We start from the raw sequence: 25,357 nt of genomic DNA on the forward strand, positions 1-25,357 counted from the left end.
ACGGACAGGAAAAATAATCCCAACGGTTTTTAAGCGGGCCAGCGCACCCAACTTATGGTGCGCTACATCACATTTCAGATAGTTTTTCGGTGTGTGGCGTCCTAAGATGTGAAGCTCCCTTCAAAAACGCGGAGAGCGCATGTCGTTAAAGATCAATATCATCAAAGAGAAATTGCTGTCTGAGAACTGGTTTGTTCTGCGCAACTTCACGTATGAACTCACCGACAAAGCGGGTGACGTGCTGCGTCACAAACGCGAGGTGTACGACCGGGGCAATGGTGCGACCATCCTGCTTTATAACCGTGAAAAAAATAGCGTAGTGCTGACGCGCCAGTTCCGTATCGCGACCTATGTCAACGGCAATGAAAGCGGCATGCTGATTGAAGCCTGTGCCGGACTACTCGACGACGACTCGCCGGAAGATTGCATCCGCAAAGAAGCCATTGAGGAAACGGGTTATGCGGTGGGCGAGGTGGAAAAACTCTACGCATGCTATATGTCGCCAGGCGGCGTCACTGAAATGATTCACTTTTTTGCGGCTGAGTATAATGATTCGCTGCGTGCCAATGCAGGTGGCGGCGTTGATGATGAAGTTATCGACGTACTGGAACTCACTTTTCCTGACGCGTTAGCGATGGTAAAAGATGGGCGCATCCGCGATGGTAAAACCATCATGCTTTTGCAACACGCCCAACTTGTCGGTTGGCTCACTCCTTAACGTCTTCGCCCGGCGCCACAGCCCTGGCTTGCCGGGTGCGTCTGCAAACCTTCCACACGTTCGCCTAGGGCGGCATTAAATATGCCGCGTCTGCGTGCTCTACCTGCTGAGGCACACCCTCTGACCCCGCGTTTCGCCAGCCATGCCTGATGTGCGCATTAGCAGGCTGTCTGCTGCGTGTGGCGAACTGGCTTGTGACTCTTTTTTTGGCGTCAGCAATCTATTTTCCGCGTCAGCCTTCATGATCGAACCTGAGGAATAACCCGCAAGAAAGAGTGTCTATACTATGACTGTTTTTGGCCGTTGACGCCGATTTGACCAATTCGTGACGATGAATTGTCCGAGGAATCCGATTGAGCGCGTTAGCGGCAATGACGATGATGATTTCCTGTGCTTCACTTTTACGATATGACGTGACGCTGAACGTTTTTTAAGCAGTTAACGATGCTTTCTGGGCGGGGTCACATTTTCCGGGCTTCGCCAGGTTCGCTGTTGCGCTATCATCTCCACTCTAAAAATTTGGGGACCGGTTTTATTAATGTCGTATTGGATGAAGACGCTGTTTGTATTGTCTTTTCTTTTTGTTGCCAGCGTACGGGCCGCTCCGCTGCAAAAGTCATTTTCTGACTGGCAGATGACCTGTAACAATGCGGCCTTTTGCGTGGTACGCAATATTCCGGGCGACAATGGATTAGTGATGACGATTTCGCGCCATGCGGGGGTGAACGATCGCCCCTTGTTGCGTATCGACTACGGCAGTGCCTACAGCGGTGAGTTACCCGGCGGGGCGCTGAAAGACAATCTGCTCATTGACCAACGCCGCCTGCGACCCGATCTGAAACACTGGACGGTCGAGCCACATCATCTCGCTACCAGTAATGCTATCGCCATTGATGAGTTTCTTGATCTGGTGATAGAAGCAAAAAGTCTGCAACTTACTTTTGATCCCAGGGCGTTGATTTCGCTGCGTGGTATGAAAGCTGCGCTACTGCTAATGGACGATATACAAGGGCGGGTTAACGGCATGAGCGCCTGGGTAAAGCGTGGTGATCGCGCTAGCTGGGATGTGCCGCCACAGCCCGCGCTGCCACGCTTACCCCCGACACCGCAGCAACCGGCAGCCCTTACGCGTGAAGAAACCAGCGGCTTAATTGATTATGGCACCTGGCGCATCAATACTGACTCCTGTTCTCTTGATCCCATGCGGCGTGAAGTCAGCGTTTCGCCATTAACTGACCATAAAGCTTTGCTGCTGGTGAGTTGCGAAATGGGCGCTTATAACATGATCGATTTGGCGTTTGAAGTGACGCGCACCCAACCTTATATCGCACGCGGTATTAGCCTGACGTTGCCCTTTACGCCGCCGACGACGAATGAACGTCAGCTTGAACTGATTAATGCGGAATATGATGCGGCAACCGGTTTGCTGTATACCTTTAGTAAAGGTCGTGGCCTGGGAGACTGTGGAACGGCAACGCGCTGGCAGTTTGATGGCAACAACTTCGTGCTGGCGGAATACGCACAGGAATCAACCTGCGATGCATGGCACAGCAGCGATGACTGGCCCACGTTATGGGTGAGCCAGTCAAATTCAGCCACGCAACAGCGTTAACGCATGGCCTGTACCATCATGGGTGACCCGGTTTGGTTGCCAACCAGCTCGGCCAGCATGTTATTGACCCCATCGCTCATCGGCGTAAAGCGGGTCAGCGGCGAACGCGTAACGACGACAAATACCCCGACGTTATGCTGCGGCACCATCGCCATATAGGTAATAAAGCCGCCGCCGCCGCCAGTTTTCTGAATAATGCCAGGGCGTCCGTCTTTTGGCTCCATATACACCCAACCCATACCCAGCGCGTCAGCTTTGCCCGGTACATCCATGCCTTCGACTTTCTGCAACTGGTCGCGACGATAAATCAGCGTTTGCAGACGATCAATCTGCGGCGTACGTTGGCTTACCGCTGAGTTAAGAAACTGCTGCATCCAGCGGCTCATATCATCTGGGGTGGAATAGACGCCGCCGCTGCCAATGGCCGCCAGCGTATTGTTACACGGGCTGGCCCCTTTCTCTGCCACCATCAGGCGTCCGCACTGTTCGGGCGACGGCGTAAAGGTTGTATCTTTCATGCCAAGCGGGCGCGTAATCAGCTGCTGGAACAGTGCCGGGTAGGGTTTACCTGCGGCGCGTGACAGTGCATCGCCGAGCAAATCATAACCGAGGTTAGAATAGGACGCATCGGTACCCGGTGCGGCTTTCAGGGTGGCATGGGGCAGCCAATCCCAGCGTTCGCTGCGTGTTGGCCAGATAAACACCGGTCGGTGCGGTTTACCGCCCGGCTGCTCACGTGGCAGTCCGCTGGTGTGGGTGGATAAATTGATCAGGCGAATAGGTTGACCATTGTAGCTGGGAACACGAACGCCAGGCGGTGCATATTTGCTCAGCGGATCGTCAAGGTTAATCTGACCACGCTCGGCCAGTTTTACCATGATTTCGCTGGTCATTAACTTGCTCAGCGAGGCAATACGGATCAGGGAATCTTTTTGCGGACGCACGTTATTGCCCGGTCGGGTATCACCAAAACTGGTGAATACGCGCTGATTACCATCAATCGCCACCAGCGCCATCCCGGTTGCGCCGCTGCCGTAAAAGATATGCTCAGCGTAGCGATCCACAATTTGCGAAGCGAGTAACGGATCGGGCGCGACCTGCGCCATGCTTTTTAATGGAAGCAGAGAAACCATTAAGGCCAGTAAATAAGGTATGCGCATTTTCAACAGGCGTGGGTACGCTATCAGGATCAGAGGAAAACCTATAGTAATCAGTTTAGGCCGGACGGGAAGAGGGAAAAGCGGATTTTTTTCTGTTTCAGAAGATGAACTGAAATGGCCCTTCCCGACTGAGCGGGAAGGGCAAAAGCATTACACTGGCTTGAGTAATGCTTCAGCATGACTGACGATATTCTCGATCGTGAAGCCAAACTCGGTGAACAGTTTGCTGGCTGGTGCAGACTCACCAAAGGTGGTCATACCAACGATAGCTCCATCAAGGCCAACGTATTTAAACCAGTAATCTGCAATACCGGCTTCGACTGCCACACGCGCTTTCACCGTTGATGGCAGTACCGATTCGCGATAGGCCTTATCCTGGGCATCAAACAGATCGGTTGACGGCAGCGAGACTACGCGTACTTTATGGCCGCCGGTGGTCAGTTTTTCGGCTGCACCCAGCGTGATTTCCATCTCTGAACCGGTAGCGATGAGGATCAGTTCCGGCGTGCCGTCACAATCCTTCAGCACATAACCGCCGCGCGCAATGTTTTCAACCTGCGCCTGGGTACGCTCCGGTTGTGCCAGATTTTGACGTGACAGGATCAGCGCGGTGGGGCCATGATGGCGTTCAACGGCCGCTTTCCACGCCACTGCGGTTTCCACCTGATCGCACGGACGCCAGACGCTCATATTGGGCGTCAGGCGCAGACTGGCGAGTTGCTCAACTGGCTGGTGCGTTGGTCCATCTTCGCCCAAACCGATCGAATCATGGGTATAAACCATAATGTGGCGCGCTTTCATCAACGCCGCCATACGCGCTGCATTACGTGCGTATTCCACAAACATCAGGAAGGTTGCGGTGTAAGGGACAAAGCCGCCGTGATGCGCAATGCCGTTGGCAATGGCAGTCATCCCGAATTCACGTACGCCGTAGTGAATGTAATTACCGGCCCAGTCTTCTTTAATCGATTTTGACCCTGACCAGATGGTGAGGTTGCTTGGCGCAAGGTCAGCGGAACCGCCGAGGAGTTCCGGCAGCAGCTTGCCATAAACTTCCAGCGAGTTTTGCGATGCTTTACGGCTGGCGATTTTTTGTGGATTAGCCTGCAGATCAGCAATAAATTTCGCCGCGTCCGCTTTCCAGGCCGATGGCATTTCGCCATTCATGCGACGCAGATATTCCTGTGCCAGTTCGGGATGTGCCTGCTTATAGGCTTCCAGTTTGGCGTTCCAGGCTTTTTCACGCTCGGCACCTGCGGCTTTAGCATCCCATTGCTGATAAATCTCTTTGGGGATTTCGAACGGCGGATAATTCCAGCCGAGCTGCTTACGCGTCAGCGCGATCTCTTCTTCGCCCAGCGCTGCGCCGTGCGCCTCTTCTTTACCGGCTTTATTCGGCGAACCAAAACCAATAACGGTGCGACAAATAATCAGCGACGGCTTATCCGTCACGCTTTGCGCTTCTTTAATCGCCTGGCTGATGGCTTCCGGGTCGTGCCCGTCAATATCGCCAATTACGTGCCAGTTGTAAGCTTCGAAGCGTTTATGGGTATCATCGGTAAACCAGCCTTCGGTTTCCCCATCAATGGAAATACCGTTGTGATCGTAAAATCCAATCAGTTTGCCAAGGCCCAGCGTACCCGCCAGCGAGCTGACTTCGTGCGAAATGCCTTCCATCAGACAGCCATCGCCCATAAAGACATAGGTGAAATGGTCGATGATTTCGTGGTCGGGACGGTTAAACTGCGCGGCTAACGTGCGCTCAGCAATCGCTAAACCGACAGCATTGGCTAAACCCTGGCCCAGCGGCCCCGTCGTGGTTTCGACGCCGGGCGTGTAACCGATTTCCGGGTGGCCCGGCGTTTTTGAGTGTAACTGACGGAAGTTTTTCAACTCTTCCATAGGTAAATCGTAGCCGGTCAGATGCAACAGGCTATACAGCAGCATTGAGCCGTGGCCGTTAGAAAGAATAAAGCGGTCGCGATCAAGCCATGCGGGGTTGGTTGGATTATGGTGCAGAAAATCGCGCCATAACACTTCCGCGATGTCTGCCATGCCCATTGGTGCGCCGGGATGGCCTGAGTTTGCTTTCTGTACTGCATCCATACTTAATGCACGAATCGCGTTTGCCAACTCTCTGCGTGATGACATAGGGTTCTCCCTTGTTATGCCTGCGGACGAGAAAGCTCTCGTCCGAGAAGAATGTGATGAAAACTACAGACGAGCAGCGAGCACATCTTCCAGTTTCTGCTGATCAACCGCGAACTGGCGAATACCGTCAGACAGTTTTTCTACCGCCATCGGATCCTGGTTATGTTCCCAACGGAATTCGGCTTCAGACAGCGAGGAGGGTTGATGGAAGCCTTCGGTTGAGGGCTCCAGCTTGCGTTCAACGGGCGCATCGCTGTTTTGCAGCTCTTCCAGCAGGTTTGGCGAAATGGTCAGGCGATCACAGCCAGCCAGGGCGACGATTTGCTCTACCTTACGGAAGCTGGCTCCCATAATAATGGTGCTGTAGCGGTGCTTTTTGTAATAGTCGTAGATGCGACGTACGGATTTCACTCCCGGATCTTCTTCAACTACATAGGGGTCCAGGGGCTTGCGGGTGTTATACCAGTCATAAATACGACCCACGAAAGGTGAAACCAGGAACACACCCGCTTCGGCGCAGGCCCGCGCCTGAGCGAAGGAGAACAGCAGCGTCAGGTTACAGTTAATGCCGTTTTTCTCCAGCTCTTCTGCTGCACGGATGCCCTCCCAGGTGGACGCCAGTTTGATCAGGATACGCGAGCGGTCAATACCGTTTTCTTCGTACAGCCGAACCAATTTTTCTGCTTTAGTGACACACATGCCACGATCGAAAGAGAGGCGAGCATCCACTTCGGTCGAAACACGGCCCGGTACGCTTTTCAGGATTTCCATACCAAGGTTAATCGCCACTTTGTCACTGGCATTGATGATTTGCGTCTCTTTACTGCCGCCTTGCTTTTTAGCATAGGCAATGGCGTCGTCAATCAGATGTTTGTAGGCGTCGAGACCGGAAGCTTTGAGAATGAGGGAAGGGTTGGTGGTGGCGTCTTCAGGATGATAATTACGAATGGATTCAATATCGCCACTGTCCGCCACCACGGTGGTGAACTGTTTTAAGGCTTCTAGCTGGTTCATCTCTAAACTCCTTGAAAAGAAATCATTAAAGCGAAAAGGGGGCACCTTTGGCTTCGCAGCCGTTCTGTTTCCGGTAACGCGGACCTATCACATTGCAACAGACACTTTCATATGAAAATACGGTTTCTCTGATTGTTGCCATTGGGGAAGCGTGTGGCGTTGCCGTCTGCTAATAAACCGTCAGGTGCGCCTTATTCCATCTTTAAGCATAGCAGCCTAAGCAAATGCCGCTGGCTGCACTGTAGCAATCTGTGCCGTTTGTAAAGGCGCTTCTTTGAGCACCTTCACCGTCTGGCCAGATATGGCTCCCTATACTGGAACAACTTTTCCTGACGATTAAGGATGCCAAATGGATGATCAACTGAAGCAAAGCGCGCTTGATTTTCATCAATATCCCACGCCCGGCAAGATTCAGGTTTCACCCACTAAACCGTTAGCGACGCAGCGCGATCTGGCGCTGGCCTATTCACCAGGCGTTGCAGCCCCATGCCTGGAGATAGCACAGGATCCGCAGGCTGCGCATAAATATACCGCGCGTAGCAATCTGGTGGCGGTAATCTCCAACGGCACGGCGGTGCTGGGGCTGGGTAACATTGGCGCGCTGGCGGGCAAACCGGTGATGGAAGGCAAAGGGGTGCTGTTTAAGAAATTTGCTGGCATTGACGTCTTTGACATCGAAATTGATGAGCGGGAACCTGACAAGCTGATTGAGATCATTGCTGCTCTGGAACCGACATTTGGCGGTATCAATCTGGAGGACATTAAAGCCCCCGAATGTTTTTATATTGAGCAGCAGCTGCGCAAACGGATGAAAATCCCCGTTTTTCACGACGATCAGCACGGTACGGCAATCATCTGTACCGCCGCCGTTTTAAACGGCTTACGCATTGTCAAAAAAGCGATTTCTGACGTGCGGCTGGTTGTGTCCGGCGCAGGTGCATCCGCTATCGCCTGCATGAATTTGCTGGTGGCACTGGGGCTGGAGAAGCACAACATAGTGGTCTGCGATTCCAAAGGCGTTATCTACCAGGGACGCGATGAAAATATGGTGCCGACCAAAGCAGATTACGCGACAGAAGATACCGGCAAGCGCAAGCTGGAAGAGGTGATTGCGGGTGCGGATATTTTCCTTGGCTGTTCGGGTCCGGGCGTACTGACGCCAGACATGGTTGAAAAGATGGCGAAAGACCCGCTGATTCTGGCGCTGGCCAACCCCGAGCCGGAAATCATGCCGCCGCTGGCGAAAGCCGTGTGTCCCGACGCGATTATCTGTACTGGTCGCTCCGACTTTCCTAATCAGGTCAATAACGTATTGTGTTTTCCGTTTATTTTTCGCGGCGCGCTGGATGTGGGCGCGACAGCCATTAATGAAGAGATGAAGCTGGCGGCGGTGCATGCCATTGCGGCGCTGGCGCAGGCCGAACAGAGCGATGTGGTAGCATCAGCTTATGACGATCAGGACCTTAGTTTTGGTCCGGAATATCTGATCCCAAAACCTTTTGATCCGCGTTTGATCGTGCAAATTGCCCCGGCCGTTGCCAAAGCAGCAATGGATTCGGGCGTGGCTACCCGGCCCATTGAAGACTTCGATGGGTATCGCGAGCACCTCACGGAATTCGTCTATAAAACCAATCTTTTTATGAAGCCGATTTTTTCTCAGGCACGCAAGGCGCCGAAGCGCGTGGTCATGGCGGAAGGCGAAGAGGTCGTGTGCTGCACGCTACGCAGGAACTGGTCTCGCTGGGGCTGGCGAAACCGATTTTGATTGGGCGTCCTAATGTTATTGCTATGCGTTTACAAAAGCAGGGTTTGAAGATTGAGGCAGGTAAAGATTTTGAGATAGTGAACAACGAATCCGATCCACGCTTTAAAGCGTACTGGAATGAATATTACCAGATGATGAAGCGGCGCGGCGTATCGCCGGAGCAGGCGCAGCGTGCCGTGATCGGCAATCCGACCTTAATTGGGGCCATTATGGTTCATCGTGGCGAAGCTGATGCGCTGATTTGCGGCACCATTGGCGAATACCGTGAGCATTATGAAGTGATCGAAAAGGTATTTGGTTTTCGTGATGACGTGAAAGTGGCAGGCGCGATGAACGCGTTATTGCTGCCGAGCGGCAATACCTTTATTACGGATACCTATGTGAATGAAGATCCGACGCCGGAGCAGCTCACCGATATTACTTTGATGGCGGCAGAAACCGTGCGGCGCTTCGGCATTGAGCCGCGCGTGGCGTTGCTGTCACACTCCAGTTTTGGCACCTCGGATGCGCCAGGCGCACGCAAAATGCGTGATGCGCTGGCACTGATCAGGCAGCGCGCGCCGGAACTGGAAATAGACGGTGAAATGCACGGCGATGCGGCTTTGATCGAAAGTATTCGCCGCGACGTCATGCCGGACAGCCCGCTGAAAGGCACCGCAAACGTGCTGGTCATGCCTAACGTCGAAGCGGCACGCATTAGTTACAATCTGCTACGCGTATCGTGTTCAGAAGGGGTAACGGTCGGGCCAGTATTGATGGGGATTACCAAACCAGTGCATATACTGACCCGCATCGCCTCGGTGCGACGCATCGTCAATATGGTGGCACTGGCCGTGGTTGAAGCCCAAACCCAGCCTTTATGATCGCCTTCAGCGTGGCTACCAAGGTCGCTATTTGGGCACAATCCAGTCGCGGACAGGCAAGAAGTCGCGGTACAACGCGGCTTCTGCCGAACCGGCTTCCGGGTGGTAATCGTATTCCCAGCGCACCAGCGGCGGCATTGACATCAAAATTGATTCGGTGCGCCCGCCGGTCTGAAGGCCAAACAACGTACCGCGATCCCATACCAGATTGAATTCCACATAACGTCCGCGACGATAAAGCTGGAACTGGCGCTCACGTTCGCCCCACGGAAGGGCTTTGCGGCGTGCTACAATCGGCTGATAGGCCGCCATAAAACCGTTGCCAACTGCCTGCATAAAGCGAAAACAGTGGTCGAAATCGAGGGTGTTGAGATCGTCAAAAAACAGCCCGCCAATGCCGCGCTGCTCGTCACGATGCTTTATGTAAAAATAGTCATCGCACCATTTCTTGTAGCGTGAATAAACATCGTTACCAAACGGCTGACACAGATCGAAAGCGGTTTGATGCCAGTGAAGCGCATCTTCTTCAAAACCGTAGTAGGGCGTCAGATCAAACCCACCGCCAAACCACCACACCGGATCGGCACCGGGTTTTTCGGCAATGAAAAAACGCACGTTAGCGTGACTGGTGGGAACATAGGGGTTACGGGGATGAATGACCAGCGACACGCCCATCGCTTCGAAGCTGCGGCCCGCCAGTTCAGGACGATGCGCGGTTGCCGACGCGGGCATTTGATCGCCATGCACGTGGGAAAAATTGACGCCCGCCTGTTCAAATACCGCGCCATCGCGCAGCACACGGCTGCGTCCGCCCCCGCCCCCCGGCCGCTGCCAGCTGTCCTGGGCAAACTGTGCGCCACCGTCTTCGGCGGCGAGACGGTGACAAATATCTTCCTGCAATTGCAGCAAAAAGGCTTTTACGCGTGAAATATCAGGCATGTTTATCGCTTAAGTTTGCAAATTTTACCGGCATTATATCCTAAATAATCCGCGCTGCGGAAAGCTGGCAAGCGCATAAGTCACGGCAGCCTTCCACCCATGCAGTCGGGACGGATGGCGATAATCAGTGCGCCGCCGCGCGAACCAGGACGTAAATTTAAGCCGTGTGGCGATCGTACTCAGCAAAATAATTCACAATGCCATCGGCGATGGCGCTGGCAATTTTCTGGCGAAACGCATGCGTACCAAGCAGCAGCTCTTCGTGTGGATTGGTAATAAAAGACGTTTCCACCAGCACCGAAGGAATCGAAGGGGATTTTAAGACAGCAAACGCGGCTTGTTCGGTGTGCTGACTATGCAGGTGATGTACCGGGCGGATGCGGTCGAGCACATGTTTACCCAGCGTCAGGCTATTTTTGATGGTGTCGGTTTGCACCAGATCGAACAGGATCTGCTGCAAATAGTGCTCCTGTTGCTCGACTTTTGCGCCGCCAATTTTATCCGCATCATTCTCGCGCTTTGACAGATAGCGCGCCATGGTGCTGCTGGCGCCGCGATTGGACAGCGCGAAAACCGAGGCGCCGTTGGCTTCCGGGCTGGTAAAGCCATCCGCATGAATGGACATAAACAGATTCGCGCCGTGTTGGTGAGCAATTTCTACCCGCTGATAGAGTGGAATAAAATGGTCGCTGTCGCGCGTAAGACGCGCCTCAATATGCGGATGATCCTGCAACTGACGGCGCACGTTATTGGCAATCTCCAGTACCACATGTTTCTCTTCTGACCCTTGTTCACCCACCGCGCCGGAGTCGATCCCGCCGTGGCCGGGATCGAGCATCACGATGCGCTTGCCGTTTTTTGCCGGTGGGGCAGGATGTGAATGACGCGATGAAGGCAGGGCGGCATCTTCTTTTGCCAGTACAGCGCGCGGTGACAAAATGGCCAGCGCCATGCCTGAAAGCAGCAGCTGGCGACGGTTGGTCAAATGTTTAAGCAATTTCATATTCAGGTCCGTGAAGGGAAACGTGCTACGTGTTATATCGTAGCGTTTTACCGCTCGCGAGCGTCCAGTCATTTCAGGGCTTTACTTTGTATTTCAGCTCGCTAACAGAAAAAACCGTACTTTTTATCCAGACCCGGCTTTTACAGGGTTGCACGACGCAAAGAATGCGTGATAATCAGCAAATTGTGCTTAATTGCAGGTAAAGAACATGGAAATTCGCGCCTTCCGCCAGGAAGATTTTGAAGAAGTGATTACGCTCTGGGAACGTTGCGATTTATTACGGCCGTGGAACGATCCAGAGATGGATATTGAACGTAAGATGAATCACGATCCCGAACTTTTCCTTGTGGCTGAAGTTGGCGGGGAAGTGGTTGGTACCCTGATGGGAGGCTATGATGGTCATCGCGGTGCCGCTTATTATCTGGCGGTACATCCTGATTATCAGGGGCGCGGCTTTGCCAACGCGCTGATGAATCGCCTGGAGAAAAAACTCATTGCACGGGGCTGCCCGAAAATTCATTTGATGGTGCGGGAAGAGAATGATCAGGTCGTGGCGTTTTATGAAAAACTGGATTACGAGCCGGTAGATGCGCTGCTTTTTGGCAAACGGTTGATTGAAGATCGTGAGTATTAATGGACTGAAATATTTGCCGGACGAATATGACGGCAAAGGACAGCTGCGGCTGCCCTTTCTTTTTTGGCTGATTTTACTGTTACTGGCGCGAACGTGGTTGTTGCTGGTGATGGCAGGCGCGTCGCGTCAGCAGGGCAATGATTTGCTGGCGCTGTTTTATCCCGATCGACAGGCATTTTGGATTGGCCTGGCGTCAGGTGCTCCCGCCTTGTTCGGCATGCTGCTGACCGGTTATCGCGCGCGTTGGCCACGTATATGGCAATGCGGTCACAGCGTGCTGGTGCTATCGCTGCTGGTCAATCTGCTATGGCAAGGCGTCCAGTTTGCACAAAGCGATTTGCTTCGCTCGCCGCTGCCATTGCTGCTGGCGAGTTTTGATCTGCTGGCGCTACTCTGGCTCCAGTTTAATACGCGCTTGCGCGACTGTTTTTTGCCTGAACATCAGCTCGAATAAACTTTTTGCCGCTTTGCGACTCCAACCAGTTCCATCATTATGTATTTCGTTAACAGGAGTTTTCATGAAAGCTGTTCGTTCCACGCTACTGATTGCCGCCGTTATGTTGAGCGGCTGCGCCAGTTCCGGCTCCGGCGCTAACAGCAGCCAGCAGGCAAGCTGGTGGAATCCGCTGAGTTATCACTGGTCTTCGGCATTACCGTGGAACTGGTTTAGTTCTTCACTGACCGTCACCGGGCAAGGCGTCGGGGGGCTTACCGCGTCAACGCCTATGAGTGAAAGCGGCATCAAAGAAGGGTTAAAGGGGAATTATGACTTGCGTCAGGGAATGCGTGGTCAGAACGGTCAGGTTATCTCTTTCTGGCAGGCGCTGGATGACGATAAGGTGAAGCTGGTGATTTACGGGCAAACGCGCGTTGAGCGGATTGACGTGCTGGACAGCGACATTGTCAGCGCCGACGGTAGCAAAATCGGTGACGCCTTCAGCAACAAATTCAGCAAAGCTTTTAACAACTGCACGCTGGCTTCTGGTCTGGATAGCCGGGATGTGGAATGCCATGCGCCAGGCAGTCAGCACTTGCGCTACGTCTACAGCGGTGAATGGCATGGTCCAGAGGGTTTGATGCCATCCGATGACACCTTAAAGAGCTGGACGTTAAGCAAAATCATCTGGCAGCGTTAACTGCACACTGGGCTGGCGGCAAGCCAGCCTTTGCCTGATCTGCTCAGGCACAACAATTCCTCTGCATCGCTCCTTTCTCGCTATTCTCAATTCCCGCATAAACATTGCCGCTGTCTTATGCTTTTTTCGACTTTGAAATCATCAAACGATATATAAAACCGTTACAGGTTTTCCCTGAGTTATAAATAAACTGGGCATATAGCGGAGGCGTTCCGCATCAAACTTTTTCAGGGTGCCAAATGACTAGTAAAGCGATGAAAAAAATCGTTTGCGGTATCACGTTGTCACTGAGCCTGATGGGCGCAGCCAACGCAACTGAACTGCTTAACAGCTCGTATGACGTGTCGCGTGAGCTGTTTGTTGCCCTGAATGCGCCTTTTGAAAAACAGTGGGATGCCAGCCATCCGAACGACAAGCTGACGATTAAAATGTCACATGGGGGTTCATCCCGGCAGGCGTTAGCTATTCTGCAAGGTCTACGCGCCGATGTCGTGACGTATAACCAGGTGACAGACGTGCAGGTGCTGCATGACAAAGGCAACCTGATCCCAGCCGACTGGAAAAATCGTCTGCCCAATAACAGCTCACCCTTTTATTCCACCATGGCGTTTCTGGTACGTAAGGGTAATCCAAAGCAAATCCATGACTGGTCCGACTTAACGCGTAAAGACGTGAAGCTGGTTTTCCCCAATCCAAAAACCTCCGGTAATGGACGTTATACCTACCTGGCTGCATGGGGCGCAGCGAATAAAGCGAACGGCGGCGATAACGCCAAAACCGAAGCTTTTATGACGCAGTTTCTGAAAAACGTTGAGGTATTTGATACCGGCGGACGCGGCGCAACCACGACCTTTGCCGAGCGCGGGCTGGGCGATGTACTGATCAGTTTTGAATCTGAAGTGAATAACATTCGCAATCAATACGGCAAAGATGCCTACCAGGTCGTCGTGCCAAAAACCGATATTCTGGCGGAGTTCCCGGTGGCGTGGATCGATAAAAATGTTGAGCACAATAACTCTGCGGACGCGGCCAAAGCCTATCTTCATTTCCTGTATACGCCAGCAGCACAAAAAATTATTACCGACTTTTACTATCGCGTGAACAACCCACAGCTGATGGCTGAACAGAAAGAACGCTTTCCACAAACTGAACTGTTTCGCGTAGAGGAGACGTTCGGCGGCTGGGATAACGTGATGAAAACCCACTTCGCCAGCGGCGGCGAACTGGACAAACTGTTAGCGGCGGGGCGCGGATAATGTTTGCAGCCAGCCAAAAACGGGTTCTGCCCGGCTTCGGTCTCAGCCTTGGCACCAGTCTGCTGTTCACCTGTTTGGTTCTGCTGTTGCCCATCAGCGCGGTGATCATGCAGTTGTCGCAAATGACGCTGCAGCAATACTGGGATGTGATTACTAATCCACAGCTGATTGCTGCCTATGAAGTGACGCTGTTATCTGCGGGCGTGGCATCACTGTTTAATGCGGTGTTCGGTATGCTGATGGCATGGATTTTGACGCGCTACCGTTTTCCGGGTCGCACCATTCTGGATGGTCTGATGGATTTGCCGTTTGCGCTGCCAACGGCAGTCGCGGGCTTAACCCTGGCCGGTCTGTTTTCGGTCAACGGCTGGTACGGACAGTGGTTTGCCCATTTTGACATCAAAATCTCCTACACCTGGATAGGTATCGCCATCGCCATGGCTTTTACCAGCATCCCGTTTGTGGTGCGTACCGTGCAGCCGGTGCTGGAAGAGTTAGGACCGGAATATGAAGAAGCCGCACAGACGTTAGGCGCTACGCCATGGCAGAGCTTTCGCCGCGTGGTGCTACCGGAAGTCGCGCCCGCGTTACTGGCCGGAACGGCACTGTCGTTCACCCGCAGCCTGGGCGAGTTTGGCGCGGTGATCTTCATCGCCGGTAATATCGCCTGGAAAACCGAAGTGACGTCACTGATGATTTTTGTTCGCCTGCAGGAGTTTGATTACCCGGCTGCCAGCGCTATCGCGTCGGTGATTCTGGCTGCATCGCTGCTGTTACTGTTCGCTATCAATACATTGCAGAGCCGCTTTGGTCGTCGCCTGGGAGGCCATTAATGGCAGAGATTTCGCAACTTAATCATGCTGCCCGCCAGCCGGTAAACTGGGGTAAATGGCTGTTAATTGGTATTGGAGCATTGGTTTCAATTCTGCTGCTGGTGGTGCCAATGGCGTCCATCTTCTATGAGGCGCTCCATCAGGGATTAGGCCTGACCTTCAGCAATCTGACCGACAGCGATATGCTGCACGCGATTTGGCTGACCGTTCTGGTGGCGCTGATTACCGTGCCGGTTAACCTGGTATTCGGTACGCTGCTGGCCTGGCTGGTGACACGCTTTACCTTCCCTGGCCGTCAACTGCTGTTGACGATGTTTGATATTCCTTTTGCTGTTTCGCCGGTAGTGGCGGGGCTGATGTATTTGCTGTTCTGGGGCGTTAACGGCCCGGCAGGCGGCTGGCTGGATGCGCATAACATCCAGATCATGTTCTCCTGGCCCGGCATGGTGCTGGCGACGGTATTTGTGACGTGTCCATTTGTGGTGCGTGAGCTGGTGCCAGTGATGCTGAGCCAGGGCAGTCATGAAGACGAAGCCGCAGTGCTTTTGGGTGCATCCGGCTGGCAGATGTTCCGCCGCGTGACGCTGCCGAACATTCGCTGGGCCATGTTATATGGCGTGGTACTCACTAATGCGCGTGCCATTGGTGAGTTTGGTGCGGTCTCGGTGGTTTCGGGATCGATCCGTGGCGAAACCTACACCTTGCCACTTCAGGTTGAATTACTGCATCAGGACTACAACACCGTTGGCGCGTTTACCGCTGCCGCATTGCTGACCCTGATGGCGATAGTGACACTGTTTCTGAAAAGCATTGTGCAATGGCGTTTAGAGCAACAGCACAAGCGCTTGCAACAGGAGGAAAATCATGAGCATTGAGATTAACCAGATCAATAAATCATTTGGTCGCACATCGGTACTGAATAACATCTCTTTAGATATTCCTTCTGGCCAAATGGTGGCGCTGCTGGGGCCGTCCGGTTCAGGTAAAACCACGCTGCTGCGTATTATTGCCGGGCTGGAACATCAAAACAGCGGACAGATTCGTTTTCACAATAAAGATGTCAGCACCCTGCATGCGCGCGATCGTCAGGTTGGATTTGTGTTCCAGCACTATGCGCTGTTCCGGCATATGACAGTGTTTGACAATATCGCTTTTGGCCTGAGTGTGTTGCCACGCCGTGAGCGTCCATCGTCTGCTGAGATTAAACAACGCGTGACGCGTTTGCTGGAGATGGTGCAACTGTCCCATCTGGCGAACCGTTTTCCGGCTCAGCTTTCAGGCGGACAAAAACAGCGCGTGGCGCTGGCGCGTGCCTTAGCCGTTGAGCCACAAATCCTGTTACTTGATGAACCGTTCGGCGCGCTGGATGCGCAGGTGCGTAAAGAGCTGCGTCGCTGGCTGCGCCAGCTGCATGAAGAGTTAAAATTCACCAGCGTATTCGTTACTCACGATCAGGAAGAGGCGATGGAAGTCGCTGACCGCGTGGTCGTGATGAGCCAGGGCCATATAGAACAGGTTGGCACACCAGACGATGTATGGCGCGATCCTGCCACCCGTTTCGTACTGGAGTTCCTCGGCGAAGTAAACCGTTTCGATGGCGAAGTGCGCGGTTCACAATTCTACGTCGGTGCCCATCACTGGCCGCTGAATTATACGCCAGCACTTCAGGGTAACGTCGATCTGTTCCTGCGCCCCTGGGAACTTGATGTATCACGCCAGAGCAGCCTTGAAACGCCGCTGCCCGTCCAGATTATGGAAGTCAGCCCGCGCGGTCACTTCTGGCAACTGGTTGTGCAGCCGAGTGGCTGGCAGAGCGAGCCATTCTCGCTGGTATTTGAAGGTGATCAGTCTGCACCGGTTCGCGGCGAGCGGCTGTTTGTCGGTTTGCAGCAGGCGCGCCTCTATCAGGGGGCCCAGCCATTACGCGCTGTTGCCTTTGCTGAAAGCGCCTGATATTTTTTTTCAATACAGGGCGGGAGAAGATCCCGCCCTTTTTTTGCCTCGCCTTTTCTTAATTTGCACCGGGAATGAAAGTGACGACTCTCGAACACACCATCGGCAATACGCCGCTGATTAAACTACAGCGTCTGACGCCCGCTAACGGCAGCGAAGTCTTGCTCAAGCTGGAAGGGAATAATCCGGCCGGTTCAGTTAAGGATCGTGCCGCCTGGTCGATGATTAATCAGGCCGAGCTGCGTGGTGACATCAAACCTGGCGATCAACTTATTGAAGCAACCAGCGGCAATACGGGCATTGCGCTGGCGATGATCGCTGCGATGAAAGGCTATCGTCTGCGTTTGTTGATGCCCGAAAACATGAGTCAGGAACGGCAGGATGCAATGCGGGCTTACGGCGCCGAGCTGGTACTGTTGAGTCGCGAGCAGGGCATGGAAGGCGCACGAGATTTGGCACAGGAGATGGCGGCGCGTGGAGAAGGGCTGGTGCTTGATCAGTTCAACAATCCCGATAATCCGTTAGGTCATTATCAAACCACCGGGCCGGAATTGTGGCAGCAATCCAGTCAGCGCATGACCCATTTTGTTTCCAGCATGGGCACCACGGGCACCATCACTGGCGTCGGACGCTACCTCAAAGAGCAGAAAACCGAGGTAAAAGTCATAGGCTTGCAGCCGAGCGAAGGCAGCAATATCCCTGGCATTCGTCGCTGGTCGCTGGCGTACCTGCCAGGGATTTATCGTCCTGATTTGGTCGATGATGTGATGGATATGTCGCAACAGGAAGCGGAGGACACCATGCGCAAGCTGGCGAAAAAAGAAGGCATTTTCTGTGGCGTGAGTTCGGGTGGCGCCGTTGCTGGCGCATTACGCATCGCTGCTGCGCATCCCGGTAGCGTGGTCGTCGCTATCATCTGCGATCGCGGCGATCGCTACCTTTCAACCGGCATTTATCAATAATTCTCCTGTCCTGAAAGGCTTGTTCGCACCCTGCTGGTGCTGACAGGCCTTTTTTGTCTATAGTCAGCCTGAGAAATTTCTGGCGCCGATTCTGTAAGGATCGCGTAAAACCGGCTGCGTCCGAGGCTGGCTCAGGACAGAATAGCCGCAATTTTGTACGAGAAGATAAACATGAAAATCCTGCTGGTTGATGACGATTTAGAACTGGGTACGATGTTAAGCCAATACCTGATTGCGGAAGGCTTTGATGCACAACTGGTTTTAACCGGGAGCGCGGGCATTGAAGGCGCGCTTTCTGGACAATATATGGCAATGATTCTCGACATCATGCTACCAGACATGAGTGGCATTGATGTATTACGCCAGGTTCGCCAGAACAGCCGTTTGCCGGTGATCATGCTGACGGCCAAAGGCGATAATATTGATCGTGTTATCGGCCTGGAAATGGGCGCTGACGATTATGTGCCGAAACCGTGCTATCCACGTGAACTGGTGGCCCGTCTGCGTGCGGTACTGCGCCGCTTTGAAGAACAAGCGCCATTGCCCGATAAGAAAGAGCTGCTACGCTGGGGCGAACTGACGCTAAATCCTGCTACCCGTATCACCGAATGGCAGGGCAAAGTCTTTGATCTTACCGCTTCAGAATTCAATCTGCTCGATCTGCTGCTGCGTGCGCCGGACCGTGTGGTATCAAAGGATGAGCTGTCAGAGAAGGGGTTGGGACGGCCACGGGAAGCCTACGATCGTAGCGTAGATGTGCACATCAGTAATATTCGACAGAAATTAAGCGCGTTGACGGCCGAAAGCGTCAATATTGAAACGGTACGCAGCATCGGCTATCGCATTCGATGAAATATAGCTATCGCGGACGGATGTTCTGGAAGATCCTTATCGGCTTTTTGGTCGTGTTCGTTATTATTAGTCAGTTGATTTGGCTGGGTTTTACCCTCTCTGGTAAACGCCATGAGCCGCCAGAAATTGTTGCTATCCGCCGTATTGTGAATTTACAAATGGCATCTGCGGTTTCAGTGCTGGAGCGCGGCGGGCTGGGCTCGCTGGATGACATGATGGCTGACTGGGAACCCAACGATCGCCAGTTTTTCAAAATCATTCAGCATAACAGGCCGATAAAAGGTGAAGTGCTGCCGGAAGGATTTAATCCGCCTTTCGAAGGCCATGTCCCTGACGTGATTGTGCGATGGGTAAAAGGGGCGGATGGTAAGCAGTACGAGCTGCGCTATGACGTCAAAGGGATGCGCGAGGACAGCCGAATGGACGGGCCGCGCGACTTTCTGAATATCCCAGAGCCCCTGTTTATTTTTGCCGGTTCGGTGGGGCTGCTGTTCAGTTTTCTGCTGGCGTGGAACCTGACGCGGCCAATGCGCCAGCTACGCGAAGGCTTTTCTCGCGTTGCTGATGGAGATTTAAGCGTTCGGCTTTATCCTGTAATGCGTAAACGCCACGATGAGCTCTCTACCGTGGCGCAAGCGTTTGATGCGATGGTCGAGCGGCTGGATACGCTGGTACGCGCCCGCGAAGAACTGTTGCACGACATTTCTCATGAGCTGCGCTCGCCGCTGGCGCGTTTGCAGCTGGCAACCGGCCTGGCACGACAAACCCCTGAAAGCGTCCATGCTTCGCTGGACCGCATCGACGAAGAAGCGCGACGACTGGATAAGATGATCGGCGAATTGCTTACGTTGTCGCGTGCCGAGCACGAAAGCATGCCAGATGAGCAATACTTTGATCTGACGGGCCTGCTGCATGCGGTGGTTACCGATGTGCGTTATGAGGCACAGATCCCTGGAGTGAAAGTCGATTTTCATGTTGATGAAAGTGCGGATTATACCGTGCGCGGCAATGCGGAGTTGATTCGTCGCGGCGTTGAAAATGTGCTGCGCAATGCGCTGCGTTTTTCACTGAAAGGGCAACACATCCAGGTGCGATTGCAGGCAGAAGATCAGTGGCTGGCGATCCGCGTACGCGATCAGGGACCGGGCGTTGATGAAGAAAAACTCTCCAGTATTTTTGATCCCTTCGTAAGGGTGAAATCGCCGCTGTTGGGCAAGGGTTATGGTTTGGGGCTGGCAATTGTGCGCAAAGTGGTATTAGCGCACCATGGCGAAATTAAAGCTGTAAACCTGCCAGAGGGGGGGCTGGAACTGACCATTCGCTTGCCTCGCTGGCAGCCGTAATAAGGCACAGGTTGATTTTAGATAGCAACAAAAACGGCACCCGAAGGTGCCGTTTTTTATCTGATGTCATTTACTTTTTGATGCGAATCACCGGGGTTTCCCCGACGGTGACCTGGCCAGACAGCTTGGTCAAATCCTTGATCTCATCCATGTTGGAGATGACAACTGGCGTCAGGGTTGATTTTGCTTTCTCTTCCAGCAACGGTAAATCGAACTCGATAACCACATCGCCTTTCTTGACCTTCTGGCCTTCTTCAGCGATACGTTTGAAACCTTCACCTTTCAATTCAACCGTGTCGATGCCGAAGTGAACAAACAGCTCAATACCGTTATCAGATTCAATTGAAAAAGCGTGGTTGGTTTCAAAAATTTTGCCGATGGTGCCATCTACCGGTGCAACCATTTTGTTGCCGTTTGGTTTGATAGCGATGCCGTCACCAACAATTTTTTCTGCAAACACCACATCTGGTACGTCTTCAATGTTCACGATTTCGCCTGACAGAGGCGCGACGATGTCAATTGTCCCTGAGCTATCTGTTTTTTCGCCAAAAAGTTTAGAAAACAAACCCATGATCTTCTCCTAAGCAGTAATTTGGGGCCAGCATTTCGCGGATCAACAGAGCGTTTTTTCTTTGATGAACTTGTTAACCAAGTTCATTAAATCTTCCGCTGTAGGTTGGGCCAGAGCCTGCTCTGCCAACTCCTTCGCATCTTCGAAACGAGTATTGCGAATGATTTTCTTGATGCTTGGGATAGAAATGGCACTCATGCTGAATTCGTCCAGCCCCATTCCCAGTAACAGTAGTGTAGCACGTTCGTCACCCGCCAGCTCACCACACATGCCTGTCCACTTGCCTTCAGCATGAGAAGCATCAATGACTTGCTTGATCAAACCCAACACCGACGGTGTCATTGGGTTATACAGGTGCGAAATTAAATCATTACCACGATCAACCGCCAGAGTATACTGCGTCAGATCATTTGTCCCAATACTGAAGAAATCAACTTCTTTCGCCAGATGACGCGCGATAACGGCAGAAGCGGGCGTTTCTACCATAATGCCGACTTCAATTGACTCATCAAAGGCTTTGCCTTCTTCACGCAGTTGCGCTTTCAGCATCTCCAGTTCTGCCTTCAGGCTGCGTACTTCTTCAACCGAAATGATCATCGGGAACATGATGCGCAGTTTGCCAAAGGAGGAGGCGCGTAAGATGGCGCGCAGCTGAGCATGAAGAATTTCTTTACGATCCATGGCGATACGAATCGCACGCCAGCCGAGGAAAGGATTTTCCTCTTTTGGCAGGTTCATGTAAGGCAGGTCTTTATCGCCGCCGATGTCCATCGTACGTACGATAACCGCCTGGGAACCCATGCCTTCCGCTACGGCTTTATAAGCCTGGAACTGTTCTTCTTCGGTGGGTAGTGAGTCACGGTCCATAAACAGGAATTCAGTACGGTATAAGCCCACGCCTTCCGCGCCGTTACGTTCAGCCCCGGCAATATCGCGTACTGTGCCGATATTGGCGCACACTTCAACCTGATGACCATCCAGCGTAATAGCGGGTAAATCCTTCAGCTTGGCTAATTCATGTTTCTCGGACAGATATTGCGTCTGTACCGCTTTTAGTTCTTCCTGTTTTTCCTCGCTCGGATTGACGTAGATAGTGTTATTTACCCCATCAATAATCAGGAAATCGCCGTTTTTAACAGAAGCAGTAACGTTACCAGTACCGACAATGGCGGGGATCTCAAGTGAACGCGCCATAATTGAGGTATGGGAAGTCCGTCCACCCAGATCGGTGATAAAACCCAGCGCCTTTTTCAGATTCAGCTGGGCGGTTTCTGACGGCGTTAAATCTTTTGCTACCAGAATGGATTCTTCCTGAATCGCGCTCAGATCAACAATATGTAAACCTAAGATGTTTTGCAGCAAACGTTTACCGATGTCACGCACATCTGCGGCACGCTCTTTCAGATATTCGTCATCCAGCTCTTCTAACGCTTTCGCCTGGCCATCAATCACAGAATACGCGGCAGCATCTGCGCTGGCATGCTCTTTCTTGATCAGGTCAATGATTTCCTGTTCTAACTCTTCGTCTTCCAGCAACATGATGTGGCCTTCGAAGATGGCAGCTTTCTCTTCACCGAGGGATTCACCCGCTTTTACTCGAATAGCTTCCAGTTGAAGGGCCGCTTTACTGCGGCCATCGAGGAAGCGCTGAACTTCCTGCTCAACCTGGTCATCAGAAATCTTTTTGCGGTTGATGACGATCTCATCTTCTTTCAGCAGCAGAGCTTTGCCGAAAGCGATACCTGGTGATGCTAAAATGCCTGAAATCATAACCTTACCTTTTTATCACGATGGCTGATTGACTCTTTGCGATGCCATTGTCTCGGGACACGTACTCTACGGAAATAATATCGCGGACAGATTGTCCGCGATCAAGGTGCTTGCACCCAATGGCCCAGAGGAGTCAGTTGTCTGAAAGCGAAGTGGAGATTACTCCAGTTCAGCCATCAGTTTAACCAGATGTTCAACGGCTTTCTGTTCGTCTTCACCTTCCGCAGAAAGTGTCACAACGGTGCCCTGAGTCAGACCTAATGTCTGAAGTTTGAACAGGCTTTTTGCGCTTGCTGATTTACCGTTAGAGGTCACGGTGATTTCTGACTGGAAAGCTTTGGCTTCTTTTACGAATTGCGCAGCTGGGCGAGTGTGCAGACCGTTTGGTGCGGTAATGGTAACTTCTTGCTGGAACATTCTATTTCCCCAACGTTATCGTGATTAGTATTGTGAATCTAAAGTCTAGCCTGGAGCCATCACTTTAGCCTGTGTCGGCGCGCTGGTATAGCCTCATACTGACCAATTAATGCGCTTGAATGCGTTTGGTCATTCCACTAAAGCATCCAACAAGTCTGAATGCTTTCTGTGTTAATTATGCCGTGATTTGCCGTTTCGCCAAATCAATAAACTGGTTCAGCATGATCCACTTCAAAAGTGGATTAATTTCAGGCATCGAAATAATTGGCTGTCTAAATACCAGAGCTGTATCACTGAAATCAATCCATCGGGTAATGAAAGTGAGATCTGAACCACAAAAAAGCACCCGGATGGGTGCTTTTTCGGCATTTTCAGACAATAGCCTTACGACTGAAGCTCTTTCTCGGTGAAGAGATCGGCAAATAGCGCGGTACTGAGATAGCGTTCACCGGAAGAGGGAAGGATAACCACGATAGTCTTATTGGCGAAGGCTTCTTCTTCCTGCAGCTTCAGCGCCGCAGCCACAGCCGCGCCTGACGAGATACCGGCCAGAATGCCTTCTTCTTCCATCAGCTGGCGAGCGGTGCTGATCGCTTCGTCATTAGAAATAGCCACCACGCGATCGATTAAGTTTAAATCAAGGTTACCTGGGATAAAACCTGCACCAATGCCCTGGATTTTATGTGGGCCAGGCTTGATTTCTTCGCCTGCTAACGCTTGAGCAATGACGGGAGAATCGGTCGGCTCAACTGCGACAGCAATGAGATCTTGTTTACCTTTCGTGTTTTTAATGTAGCGGGTTACGCCGGTTAAGGTCCCACCCGTACCTACGCCTGAAATAAAGACATCGACTTCCCCATCCGTATCTTCCCAGATTTCTGGGCCGGTGGTTTTTTCATGGATTTCTGGATTGGCAGGGTTGCTGAACTGTTGCAGGAGCACGTACTTATCGGGGTTACTGGCGACGATCTCTTCGGCTTTGGCAATCGCGCCTTTCATGCCCTTAGCGCCTTCGGTCAGCTCAAGTTTCGCCCCCAGCGCTTTCAGCAGCTTACGGCGTTCAACCGACATAGTTTCTGGCATAGTCAATGTCAGTTTGTAACCGCGTGCAGCTGCGACATAAGCCAGCGCGATACCGGTATTACCGCTGGTGGGTTCAACCAGCTCAATGCCTGGTTTCAGAATACCGCGTTTCTCTGCGTCCCAAATCATATTGGCACCAATACGGCATTTAACGCTGAAGCTCGGGTTACGGGATTCTACCTTCGCCAGGATGCGGCCGTTACCGATGCGGTTCAGTCGAACCAGGGGCGTATGACCAATTGTCAAAGAGTTGTCTTCATAGATCTTACTCATAGCCTGTCCTTAACTGTATGAATTATTGGGAACCCTCAGAGCATACCTTTTCTGTCTACGTGCGGAAGGAAAGAAATGGCATATCTATATGTCAGGTGGCAATAAGCCCTGATGAAAAATGCATAAGGCCTGCTGATAAGTCTAACGCAGGTTGACCTGAGCCAGCTGAGTGCGGTAGCGATCCACCCACATCGCCGTAGCGCCACAGACCGCAACCGGCATAATGACCAGGTTGAGAACCGGGATCATTGTGAACAGGCTTACCAGCGCACCAAACTGCATGTTGGCCGTTTTATGCTGGCGCAACGCATTACGCATTTGCGGAAAGCTGACTTTATGATTATCAAACGGATAATCGCAATATTGTACCGACAGCATCCACGCACTGAACAAAAACCATAGTAGTGGCGCAACGGTTTGACCAAAGCCGGGAATGAAATAAAGCAGCAATAAACCAAACGCGCGTGGCAGGTAATAGCCTAACTTTTGCAGCTCGCGTTTCATGATACGGGGAATATCCTTTATCATGCCCAGCCAGCCGCCGTCCGGTAAGGGCGCGCCGGTCAAACGGCCTTCCAGTTGCTCCGCCAGCAAGCCGCAAAACGGGGCAGCAATCCAGTTTGCAATGGTTGAGAAAAAGTAGCTAAACACCAGCACGATAGAAATGACCGACAGCGGCCACAGTAAATAACTCAGCCATTGCAGCCAGTCAGGGATTTGTGCCATCAGCTGTGGGATCCAGTTGCCAAGGCGATAAAACAACCAGATAAACGCACCGCCCAACATCACGATATTAACCAATAGCGGGATAACGACAAAACGGCGGATCCCTGGCATACGAACCAGTTTCCAGCCCTGGCTAAAATAGTGCACGCCGTTAAACGATGAAACAGACTTCGCACGATCCATAAAGGCAATTCTCCTGAAGATGTTGTGGCGCGACCATCATAACCTGTCTTTTACACCTGATCAGATGCCATTTGGGTAAAAAAACAGCGAAAAAGCGTGGCTGGCCTATCTTATTTGTCAGAAAATACTGCACAGACTTG

Annotated in this window: 22 protein-coding genes and 1 pseudogene; 13 read left to right on the forward strand and 10 right to left on the reverse strand. The window is 52.4% G+C overall.

Translation table 11 applies throughout. The features are described from left to right. The first annotated feature begins 139 nt into the window (after positions 1-139). Together nudK and QRY16_RS11630 are read left to right on the forward strand one after the other, a co-directional pair. Positions 140-718, forward strand: a complete 579-nt coding sequence (gene nudK / locus QRY16_RS11625; RefSeq protein ID WP_193404646.1) for a GDP-mannose pyrophosphatase NudK — start codon at positions 140-142, stop codon at positions 716-718. 538 nt (positions 719-1,256) lie between these two features. Then, positions 1,257-2,330, forward strand: a complete 1,074-nt coding sequence (locus tag QRY16_RS11630; RefSeq protein WP_289776673.1) for a DUF1176 domain-containing protein — start codon at positions 1,257-1,259, stop codon at positions 2,328-2,330. Here QRY16_RS11630 and ampH read toward each other — a convergent pair. The 3 genes from ampH to tal all read right to left on the reverse strand — a co-directional run bounded on the left by ampH (position 2,327) and on the right by tal (position 6,655). Then, positions 2,327-3,490 carry a D-alanyl-D-alanine-carboxypeptidase/endopeptidase AmpH gene (ampH, locus tag QRY16_RS11635; protein WP_289776674.1) on the reverse strand — a complete coding sequence of 388 codons (1,164 nt, stop codon included), beginning with the start codon at positions 3,488-3,490 and terminating at the stop codon, positions 2,327-2,329. The genes QRY16_RS11630 and ampH overlap by 4 nt on opposite strands. 150 nt (positions 3,491-3,640) lie before the next feature. Further along, positions 3,641-5,641: a transketolase gene (gene tkt, locus QRY16_RS11640; protein ID WP_289776675.1), complete on the reverse strand. Its 2,001-nt coding sequence runs from the start codon at positions 5,639-5,641 to the stop codon at positions 3,641-3,643. A 63-nt stretch (positions 5,642-5,704) separates the two neighbouring features. Beyond that, positions 5,705-6,655, reverse strand: coding sequence for a transaldolase (tal, locus tag QRY16_RS11645; RefSeq protein ID WP_289776676.1), 951 nt, complete (start codon positions 6,653-6,655; stop codon positions 5,705-5,707). Positions 6,656-7,004: 349 nt separating this feature from the next. Between tal and maeB the strand changes: the two are divergent. After that, positions 7,005-9,283: pseudogene (maeB, locus tag QRY16_RS11650) on the forward strand (NADP-dependent oxaloacetate-decarboxylating malate dehydrogenase). Between the two features lie 27 nt (positions 9,284-9,310). Here maeB and hemF read toward each other — a convergent pair. Both hemF and amiA read right to left on the reverse strand, forming a co-directional pair. After that, positions 9,311-10,222, reverse strand: a complete 912-nt coding sequence (hemF, locus tag QRY16_RS11655) for an oxygen-dependent coproporphyrinogen oxidase (protein WP_289776677.1) — start codon at positions 10,220-10,222, stop codon at positions 9,311-9,313. A gap of 157 nt (positions 10,223-10,379) precedes the next feature. Beyond that, positions 10,380-11,225: an N-acetylmuramoyl-L-alanine amidase AmiA gene (gene amiA, locus QRY16_RS11660; protein WP_289776678.1), complete on the reverse strand. Its 846-nt coding sequence runs from the start codon at positions 11,223-11,225 to the stop codon at positions 10,380-10,382. A 208-nt stretch (positions 11,226-11,433) separates the two neighbouring features. Between amiA and QRY16_RS11665 the strand changes: the two genes are divergently transcribed. From QRY16_RS11665 to QRY16_RS11710, 10 genes are all read left to right on the forward strand, one after another. After that, complete coding sequence (locus QRY16_RS11665; protein ID WP_289776679.1) at positions 11,434-11,859, forward strand: GNAT family acetyltransferase; 426 nt, start codon at positions 11,434-11,436, stop codon at positions 11,857-11,859. Next, positions 11,855-12,313: a DUF2919 family protein gene (locus QRY16_RS11670; RefSeq protein WP_419776127.1), complete on the forward strand. Its 459-nt coding sequence runs from the start codon at positions 11,855-11,857 to the stop codon at positions 12,311-12,313. The genes QRY16_RS11665 and QRY16_RS11670 overlap by 5 nt, the downstream gene beginning before the upstream one ends. A gap of 64 nt (positions 12,314-12,377) precedes the next feature. After that, a complete protein-coding gene (locus QRY16_RS11675; protein WP_289776681.1) occupies positions 12,378-12,995 on the forward strand; it encodes an RpoE-regulated lipoprotein in 618 nt (205 codons plus the stop codon). Positions 12,996-13,234: 239 nt separating this feature from the next. Continuing rightward, on the forward strand, positions 13,235-14,251 hold the full coding sequence (locus QRY16_RS11680) for a sulfate ABC transporter substrate-binding protein (RefSeq protein ID WP_289776682.1): 1,017 nt from the start codon (positions 13,235-13,237) through the stop codon (positions 14,249-14,251). Further along, positions 14,251-15,084 (forward strand): sulfate/thiosulfate ABC transporter permease CysT, encoded by an 834-nt coding sequence (gene cysT, locus QRY16_RS11685; protein WP_289776683.1) that lies wholly within the window; start codon positions 14,251-14,253, stop codon positions 15,082-15,084. The genes QRY16_RS11680 and cysT overlap by 1 nt, the downstream gene beginning before the upstream one ends. Further along, positions 15,084-15,959 carry a sulfate/thiosulfate ABC transporter permease CysW gene (gene cysW / locus QRY16_RS11690; RefSeq protein WP_289776684.1) on the forward strand — a complete coding sequence of 292 codons (876 nt, stop codon included), beginning with the start codon at positions 15,084-15,086 and terminating at the stop codon, positions 15,957-15,959. The genes cysT and cysW overlap by 1 nt, the downstream gene beginning before the upstream one ends. After that, positions 15,949-17,037, forward strand: a complete 1,089-nt coding sequence (cysA, locus tag QRY16_RS11695) for a sulfate/thiosulfate ABC transporter ATP-binding protein CysA (protein WP_289776685.1) — start codon at positions 15,949-15,951, stop codon at positions 17,035-17,037. Before cysW ends, cysA begins: the two co-directional genes overlap by 11 nt. Before the next feature lie 80 nt (positions 17,038-17,117). Continuing rightward, positions 17,118-17,999: a cysteine synthase CysM gene (gene cysM, locus QRY16_RS11700; protein WP_289776686.1), complete on the forward strand. Its 882-nt coding sequence runs from the start codon at positions 17,118-17,120 to the stop codon at positions 17,997-17,999. 171 nt (positions 18,000-18,170) lie between these two features. Further along, positions 18,171-18,851, forward strand: coding sequence for a response regulator transcription factor (locus QRY16_RS11705; protein ID WP_193404681.1), 681 nt, complete (start codon positions 18,171-18,173; stop codon positions 18,849-18,851). Further along, on the forward strand, positions 18,848-20,194 hold the full coding sequence (locus tag QRY16_RS11710; RefSeq protein ID WP_289776687.1) for an ATP-binding protein: 1,347 nt from the start codon (positions 18,848-18,850) through the stop codon (positions 20,192-20,194). Before QRY16_RS11705 ends, QRY16_RS11710 begins: the two co-directional genes overlap by 4 nt. Before the next feature lie 70 nt (positions 20,195-20,264). On the opposite strand, the gene crr is transcribed toward QRY16_RS11710, so the two are convergent. From crr to cysZ, 5 genes are all read right to left on the reverse strand, one after another. Continuing rightward, positions 20,265-20,765, reverse strand: a complete 501-nt coding sequence (gene crr / locus QRY16_RS11715) for a PTS glucose transporter subunit IIA (RefSeq protein WP_193404683.1) — start codon at positions 20,763-20,765, stop codon at positions 20,265-20,267. A 42-nt stretch (positions 20,766-20,807) separates the two neighbouring features. Next, positions 20,808-22,535: a phosphoenolpyruvate-protein phosphotransferase PtsI gene (ptsI, locus tag QRY16_RS11720; RefSeq protein ID WP_289776688.1), complete on the reverse strand. Its 1,728-nt coding sequence runs from the start codon at positions 22,533-22,535 to the stop codon at positions 20,808-20,810. Between the two features lie 159 nt (positions 22,536-22,694). After that, entirely contained in the window at positions 22,695-22,952 is a 258-nt protein-coding gene (gene ptsH, locus QRY16_RS11725; RefSeq protein WP_003848868.1) for a phosphocarrier protein Hpr, read from the reverse strand. Positions 22,953-23,336: 384 nt separating this feature from the next. Then, a complete protein-coding gene (cysK, locus tag QRY16_RS11730; protein ID WP_289776689.1) occupies positions 23,337-24,308 on the reverse strand; it encodes a cysteine synthase A in 972 nt (323 codons plus the stop codon). A gap of 141 nt (positions 24,309-24,449) precedes the next feature. Then, entirely contained in the window at positions 24,450-25,217 is a 768-nt protein-coding gene (gene cysZ / locus QRY16_RS11735) for a sulfate transporter CysZ (protein ID WP_193404685.1), read from the reverse strand. Positions 25,218-25,357: the final 140 nt, after the last annotated feature.

The sequence above is a fragment of the Mixta mediterraneensis genome, assembly GCF_030283135.1.
Lineage (GTDB): Bacteria > Pseudomonadota > Gammaproteobacteria > Enterobacterales > Enterobacteriaceae > Pantoea > Pantoea mediterraneensis.

Excerpts from the sequence above, each read along its gene's own strand:
- nudK (WP_193404646.1), top strand. The coding sequence starts at position 140 with ATGTCGTTAAAGATCAATATCATCAAAGAGAAATTGCTGTCTGAGAAC.
- QRY16_RS11630 (WP_289776673.1), top strand. The coding sequence starts at position 1,257 with ATGTCGTATTGGATGAAGACGCTGTTTGTATTGTCTTTTCTTTTTGTT.
- ampH (WP_289776674.1), bottom strand. The coding sequence starts at position 3,490 with ATGCGCATACCTTATTTACTGGCCTTAATGGTTTCTCTGCTTCCATTA.
- tkt (WP_289776675.1), bottom strand. The coding sequence starts at position 5,641 with ATGTCATCACGCAGAGAGTTGGCAAACGCGATTCGTGCATTAAGTATG.
- tal (WP_289776676.1), bottom strand. The coding sequence starts at position 6,655 with ATGAACCAGCTAGAAGCCTTAAAACAGTTCACCACCGTGGTGGCGGAC.
- hemF (WP_289776677.1), bottom strand. The coding sequence starts at position 10,222 with ATGCCTGATATTTCACGCGTAAAAGCCTTTTTGCTGCAATTGCAGGAA.
- amiA (WP_289776678.1), bottom strand. The coding sequence starts at position 11,225 with ATGAAATTGCTTAAACATTTGACCAACCGTCGCCAGCTGCTGCTTTCA.
- QRY16_RS11665 (WP_289776679.1), top strand. The coding sequence starts at position 11,434 with ATGGAAATTCGCGCCTTCCGCCAGGAAGATTTTGAAGAAGTGATTACG.
- QRY16_RS11675 (WP_289776681.1), top strand. The coding sequence starts at position 12,378 with ATGAAAGCTGTTCGTTCCACGCTACTGATTGCCGCCGTTATGTTGAGC.
- QRY16_RS11680 (WP_289776682.1), top strand. The coding sequence starts at position 13,235 with ATGACTAGTAAAGCGATGAAAAAAATCGTTTGCGGTATCACGTTGTCA.
- cysT (WP_289776683.1), top strand. The coding sequence starts at position 14,251 with ATGTTTGCAGCCAGCCAAAAACGGGTTCTGCCCGGCTTCGGTCTCAGC.
- cysW (WP_289776684.1), top strand. The coding sequence starts at position 15,084 with ATGGCAGAGATTTCGCAACTTAATCATGCTGCCCGCCAGCCGGTAAAC.
- cysA (WP_289776685.1), top strand. The coding sequence starts at position 15,949 with ATGAGCATTGAGATTAACCAGATCAATAAATCATTTGGTCGCACATCG.
- QRY16_RS11705 (WP_193404681.1), top strand. The coding sequence starts at position 18,171 with ATGAAAATCCTGCTGGTTGATGACGATTTAGAACTGGGTACGATGTTA.
- QRY16_RS11710 (WP_289776687.1), top strand. The coding sequence starts at position 18,848 with ATGAAATATAGCTATCGCGGACGGATGTTCTGGAAGATCCTTATCGGC.
- crr (WP_193404683.1), bottom strand. The coding sequence starts at position 20,765 with ATGGGTTTGTTTTCTAAACTTTTTGGCGAAAAAACAGATAGCTCAGGG.
- ptsI (WP_289776688.1), bottom strand. The coding sequence starts at position 22,535 with ATGATTTCAGGCATTTTAGCATCACCAGGTATCGCTTTCGGCAAAGCT.
- ptsH (WP_003848868.1), bottom strand. The coding sequence starts at position 22,952 with ATGTTCCAGCAAGAAGTTACCATTACCGCACCAAACGGTCTGCACACT.
- cysK (WP_289776689.1), bottom strand. The coding sequence starts at position 24,308 with ATGAGTAAGATCTATGAAGACAACTCTTTGACAATTGGTCATACGCCC.
- cysZ (WP_193404685.1), bottom strand. The coding sequence starts at position 25,217 with ATGGATCGTGCGAAGTCTGTTTCATCGTTTAACGGCGTGCACTATTTT.